Below are 5,493 nucleotides of genomic sequence, written 5' to 3'. Positions count from 1 at the left end.
AGTATGAATATAGTATGAATTTAGTAGTGATTACATTAGATGAAAATGATATTATTATACTAATCTAAACACATTTCTTTTGATACAGAAAAGAGGTCAATAATGGTAAAGAAACTGGAGAAGAAGTATATTCCACTAGCAACTTTTTTTGAAGAGGCTAAACAAAATGAAGTCACCCTTACATATACAGCAATCGAAAATATTGTCGGTCAACAATTGCCAAACGCAGCTTATTTAAATAGTAGCTGGTGGAAAAAGACGAAACCTCCTGCATCTCATTTCTTGGCGTGGATTGACTCAGATTATACAGTAAAACGCATTGACTTAGGTAGAGCCGTAACTTTTGTTAAAGTAACCGAAGCATTCGATTACGATCCTTCTTCTTCAAATAAACCCGAAAATATTATGATTATACGTCCCGTAGACTTGGACGATGCACGTGCAATCATTCGTCTGTATCAAGATATTGATGCAGAATCGAATTTTATGTTATTTGGAAAAGATGAACGGAAAATGACCGTCCAGTCCATTCGCAAACGTATCGGTGAGTGGAAAAAATCCGCAAACTCCGGGATGTTTGTTGGCATTCTAAATGGCGAATTCGCTGGTTTCGTTGCATTGATTGCTGGTCCGGCACCCCGGGCGCATCATCGCGCTTCGCTAGTAATCGGTGTACGACAAGCGTATTATGGTCAAAATGTGGGGACATCATTAATGAAAAAAGCAGAGACTTGGGCACATGAAGTTGGGATAACCCGCTTGGAACTGACAGTCGTGGAGAAAAACGAACGTGCCATGGGACTATATAAAAAAATGGGTTATAGCATTGAAGGCAACCGTCCTAACTCATTACTCATTGATGGAAGTTACGTAAACGAGTTTTATATGGGTAAAAATTTTTAAAAGAGACATCGTGGAGGATCCCACGATGTCTCTTTTGGTTTATTTTCCTGTGTTAGAGAATTGTTTGATACGTGCTCCAATTTCGTCACGCACGAGTTGGAATACCACCCATTTCTCATCTTCAGTTCCTTTAGCTCGGGCAGGATCGTCAAAGCCCCAGTGCCAACGAGTCACATGAGGTGGAGTCACGGGACATTTGTCATTAGCGTCACCACATAGAGTAACCAGGAAATCTGCTTTGTTCAAAAGTTTTGGGTCGATAACATCTGATGTTTGGTTGCGAATATCGATCCCGATTTCATCCAWTGCTTTAATCGCATTCGGATTAAGACCGTGAGCTTCGATGCCAGCAGAATAAACTTCAAACTTGTCACCTAAGTACATATGACCAAAAGCTTCTGCCATCTGTGAACGACATGAATTGCCTGTACATAAAAAGTAAAAAATTTTCTTTTCCATCAGTCTCATCCTTTTTAGTGAATTATCGTCAACCATATATACAGTCCTGTTAAAGTAATGAATAGTGTAGGAACGGTTAATAATACCCCTACTTTAAAATAATAGCTCCAAGAGATTTTTACACCTTTTTGATTTAAGACATGCAACCATAATAACGTTGCGAGAGAACCGATTGGCGTCATTTTCGGCCCTAAATCAGACCCGATGACATTTGCATACATCAGCGCTTCCCTCATCACGCCGGATGTATTCGTATCGGCAATGGCAATTGCATCAATCATGACCGTCGGCATATTGTTCATGATTGCTGATAGAATTGCCGCTATGAAGCCCATACCAATCGTTGCTGTATATAGGCCATGACTGGTTGTCCATTCGATTAAATCAGTCAACACTGATGTTAAGCCTACATTGCGAAGACCATATACAACAACATACATACCAATCGAGAAGAACACGATAGCCCACGGAGCCCCTTTGATGACATTCCGTGTGTGAACGGCTTTGCTTTTGCGAGCAATGCATAAGAAAATCAATGCTACTGCAGCGGCAATAAAGGAAACGGGAATATTCAATGATTCACTCAAGAAATATCCAACTAGTAATACACTCAGTACGTACCACGAAATATGGAACATCCGGATATCTTTCAATGCTTCCTTTGGTTCTTTTAACATTTTTTCGTCAAAGTGTTTGGGAATTGATTTACCAAAGAACAAATACAGGACGAGCATGCTTGCCGCTACACTGAATAAGTTTGGTACTAACATCCGTGACGCATATTCGATAAAGCCAATGCCAAAGAAATCAGCTGAAACGATGTTCACCAAGTTACTGATGACAAATGGCAAGGATGTGGTATCCGCAATAAATCCAGAAGCCATGATGAATGGTAAAATCATTTTCTCTTTGAAATCAAGAGCACGTACCATTGCTAACACTATCGGCGTCAAGATTAAAGCTGCACCATCATTCGCAAATAAAGCGGAGACTGTAGCCCCAAGTAGAGTCACGAGCAAAAACATGCGAATGCCACTTCCATTTGCAAAGCTGGCCATATGAAGTGCCGACCATTCGAAGAAACCGATTTCATCCAAAATCAATGAAATGATAATCAACGCTATAAACGTCAGTGTTGCATTCCAGACGAATCCTGTTACATCAATGACGTCCTGAAAATTAACTACACCTACAAGAAGTGCGATTGCCGCTCCAGCCATCGCCGACCAACCAATCGATAACCCTTTCGGTTGCCAGATGACAAAAATTAATGTCACGATAAAAACTATACTTGCTAACCATAAATCCATTTTAGTTCCTCCACTTATTCCTCACACATGACTTTTTTGCCTTCTATAATTAAATCTTCTACCGTACGTGCAGGCGCAGGTAGTAAACTGAGCAAATGTATTAATACCGGATATTGTGGATGACGAACGTTTAAGGACCAAATTGTCCAACGACCACGCTTTTCTTCACTCACAATACTTGCAGCCTTTAGTTTTCGCATATGCTGACTAATTGCCGGTTGCGTCATTTCAAGAAGTTCCGTTAACTCACAGATACATAATGACTCATGCATGAGATACGTTAAGATTCTTAACCGATTTTGGTCACCAATGCCTTTTAAATACTGTTCTAGTGCTACATAGTCCATAAGCATCTCCTCATCCATGTATAATAATACGATTATATAAGCATTCACTTATGTATACAACACTGAAGTATAAATACCGACGTTGATTAGATCCATACAAAAAAATAAGATTGCCAAGGCAATCTTATTTTGCAGAAATCGATTTAATTGTATTCAAAATGGTTTGGGTGAGTATTGCGATTCCGGTATGTAAGCAGTTGTGATTGAATGTCATGTTCGGGTGATGGAGTCCTGGGAACAAATCACAGCCGAGACCTAACATCGTAGCTTTTATATTTGGTTTATATAAGGAATAAAAATGAAAGTCTTCACCACCAGGAGTTTCAATTCGAGGTTGTAAATTATCGGCACCGATTACTTCGCTGATTGCCTCTGCCATCAAATGATAGGCGTCTTCATTCACGATTGCCGCTACCAATCCTTCATGGACAATATATTGGATTTTTACATGATATATTGATTCCACACTTTGAATCACTTCACAGACCTTTGTTCGAAGTGTACGCATGGCATCATTTGTTTGAGCCCGTAAATCAAGTGTGAAGGATGCTTTTCCCGGAATGATATTACCTGTCTCACTTCCGGCTTGTAGTTTGGTCATTTTTACGGAACATGGGATAAGTGGATCCATTCTTATTGCTTGCAAGCCCTGAATAATAGCAGCACCGACTTCAATGGCATTTTTTCCAAGATGAGGTCTTGCCGCATGGGCATCCTCCCCCTGAATAGTGCCTCTTATTAGACCTGCAGCACCATGACAGATGGCAGCTGATGCAGTCCCGTTCGGTATTTCCTGAATGGGCCGAAGATGAACTCCATATAAATAATCAACATTATCCAAAACGCCAAGACTTAATAGTTTCAATGCACCTTGCCCTTTTTCCTCAGCCGGCTGAAAAATCCACTTTAGACGAATACCTTCGGGAAATCCTATTTCTTTCATCGCAAGCAAGGTTCCAACACCCATTGTCATATGTGCGTCATGACCGCATGAGTGATTTGCTTTGAATACGCTATTCACTTCTTGCCAAAGGGCATCCATGTCTGCTCGAATCCCTATACACGTTTCCCCTTCTCCTACTTCAACGACAAGACCCGTGCATTCATCGAATGTTTGAACTGTAAACCCTTCTTGTTCAATTAATTTTTTCAAGTAAGCAGTTGTTCCAACTTCTTTCCAACTTACTTCAGGATGTGCATGCAAATAGTCAAACACTTCATTTATTCTTGCCCTGTGTGACTCATTACTTTCCTTCATACCTTTCACCTCATGAACATGTCGTTTCTAAATACCGTATCCTAATTGGAATGAACTAGTAATTTTTTTTCAGATGAAACCTGTTCACCCCAGTAGATGTTAAGCTTTTTAACAAGAGATTTACTTCCTTACTAGTATAATATAAAAAAATGGCTCGCTAATGCGAGACATTTTCCGATTATATTTGTTCTAGTAATTTCAAGGACTCTCGGTTAAAGGCAGGAATATCATCTGGTTGTCGGCTTGTGACCAATTGATTTTGGCAAACCACAACTTCTTTATCCACATATTTTGCTCCCGCGTACAACATATCTTGAGCAATCGATTTATAGCCCGTGGCATCTCGACCTTCCAAAGTTTTTGCTGTAATCAGTAACTGTGGTCCGTGGCAGATTGCAAATACTGGTTTTTTTGCATCCATGAACGCTTTTGAAAATACTACAAACCGTTCATCCTCCCGTAATAGATCAGGTGAAAATCCACCCGGGATAAAGAGTGCATCAAAGTCTTCTGGTTTAACATCATCGATGCCGTGATCGATCATCACCATCGCTTCCCCTTGTTTGCCTTTCACTTCTTTCCCTGCTTTTTTTTCAATTGTAAATACCTCATGACCTGCTTCGTTAAAAGCTCTCGCGGGATCCATATACTCAATGTCTTCAAACATTTTCGTGATTAAAGTTGCAATTTTCGCCATTTCCAACTCACTCCTTAAAGTTTGTTCATACTAATTATTCCACTGAAATATACCGTTAAACATCTTATCGGTATTTTGAAACCATTGGATGTCCTTTTTCTGAAAAACGATATGGATAGTGAACTGCTTCACCAGAATTCTGAATGCCAACACGCGGACCCACTTCCACTTCTTCACTACCCGGCCCAGGTGCAATGAATAGAGGTTCTTCTGCCCAATGGTGGCCATAGTAACCCATGCCCACTCCCAGTGCTTTTGCAAGCTTACCTGGCCCGTTTGTCCAATTTTTCATCGGGGTTGTCCCCCTAAATTGTTGCATTAAGTCGAGACCTTCAATAGGTTCACCGGCGCGTAATAGCACAGCCTGGGGTTTACCGACAGGTCCGCTCACGATATTCATCAATGTATGTGTGTGCATTTGATAGGTATAAACAAGGCCAGCTTCACCAAACATAACTTCCGTTCTTTTCGTTCTACGATTTCCGAAGCTATGAGCCGCACGATCTTCAGGTCCCATAT

At 40.5% G+C, this 5,493-nt stretch carries 7 protein-coding genes; 1 reads left to right on the top strand and 6 read right to left on the bottom strand.

The genetic code is table 11. The annotated features are described in order from the left end of the window. The first annotated feature begins 102 nt into the window (after window positions 1–102). Window positions 103–903, top strand: coding sequence for an N-acetyltransferase family protein (locus AC1DSB_RS13570; protein WP_477530938.1), 801 nt, complete (start codon window positions 103–105; stop codon window positions 901–903). A 39-nt stretch (window positions 904–942) separates the two neighbouring features. Here the strand turns inward: AC1DSB_RS13570 and arsC are convergent, their stop codons facing one another. From arsC to AC1DSB_RS13540, 6 genes are all read right to left on the bottom strand, one after another. Continuing rightward, window positions 943–1,362, bottom strand: a complete 420-nt coding sequence (gene arsC / locus AC1DSB_RS13565) for an arsenate reductase (thioredoxin) (protein ID WP_477586893.1) — start codon at window positions 1,360–1,362, stop codon at window positions 943–945. A gap of 14 nt (window positions 1,363–1,376) precedes the next feature. Next, a complete protein-coding gene (locus AC1DSB_RS13560) occupies window positions 1,377–2,672 on the bottom strand; it encodes an arsenic transporter (RefSeq protein ID WP_477530936.1) in 1,296 nt (431 codons plus the stop codon). Between the two features lie 14 nt (window positions 2,673–2,686). Continuing rightward, window positions 2,687–3,019: an ArsR/SmtB family transcription factor gene (locus tag AC1DSB_RS13555; RefSeq protein ID WP_477530935.1), complete on the bottom strand. Its 333-nt coding sequence runs from the start codon at window positions 3,017–3,019 to the stop codon at window positions 2,687–2,689. 124 nt (window positions 3,020–3,143) lie between these two features. After that, window positions 3,144–4,277: a M20 peptidase aminoacylase family protein gene (locus AC1DSB_RS13550; protein WP_477530934.1), complete on the bottom strand. Its 1,134-nt coding sequence runs from the start codon at window positions 4,275–4,277 to the stop codon at window positions 3,144–3,146. Between the two features lie 178 nt (window positions 4,278–4,455). Further along, entirely contained in the window at window positions 4,456–4,974 is a 519-nt protein-coding gene (locus AC1DSB_RS13545) for a type 1 glutamine amidotransferase domain-containing protein (protein WP_477530933.1), read from the bottom strand. Between the two features lie 64 nt (window positions 4,975–5,038). Then, on the bottom strand, window positions 5,039–5,493 hold a 455-nt coding region (locus AC1DSB_RS13540; protein ID WP_477586892.1), incomplete at its 5' end, for a DNA-3-methyladenine glycosylase.

The organism is Paenisporosarcina sp. P4_E4_2 (assembly GCF_056401595.1).
The sequence above is the reverse complement of the archived record's forward strand: the minus strand, read 5'-3'. Positions and strand labels throughout refer to the sequence as shown.

Bases quoted from the DNA above. Each gene is read 5' to 3' on its own strand.
- AC1DSB_RS13560 (WP_477530936.1), bottom strand. From the start codon at position 2,672: ATGGATTTATGGTTAGCAAGTATAGTTTTTATCGTGACATTAATTTTT.
- AC1DSB_RS13555 (WP_477530935.1), bottom strand. From the start codon at position 3,019: ATGGACTATGTAGCACTAGAACAGTATTTAAAAGGCATTGGTGACCAA.
- AC1DSB_RS13550 (WP_477530934.1), bottom strand. From the start codon at position 4,277: ATGAAGGAAAGTAATGAGTCACACAGGGCAAGAATAAATGAAGTGTTT.
- AC1DSB_RS13545 (WP_477530933.1), bottom strand. From the start codon at position 4,974: ATGGCGAAAATTGCAACTTTAATCACGAAAATGTTTGAAGACATTGAG.
- AC1DSB_RS13570 (WP_477530938.1), top strand. From the start codon at position 103: ATGGTAAAGAAACTGGAGAAGAAGTATATTCCACTAGCAACTTTTTTT.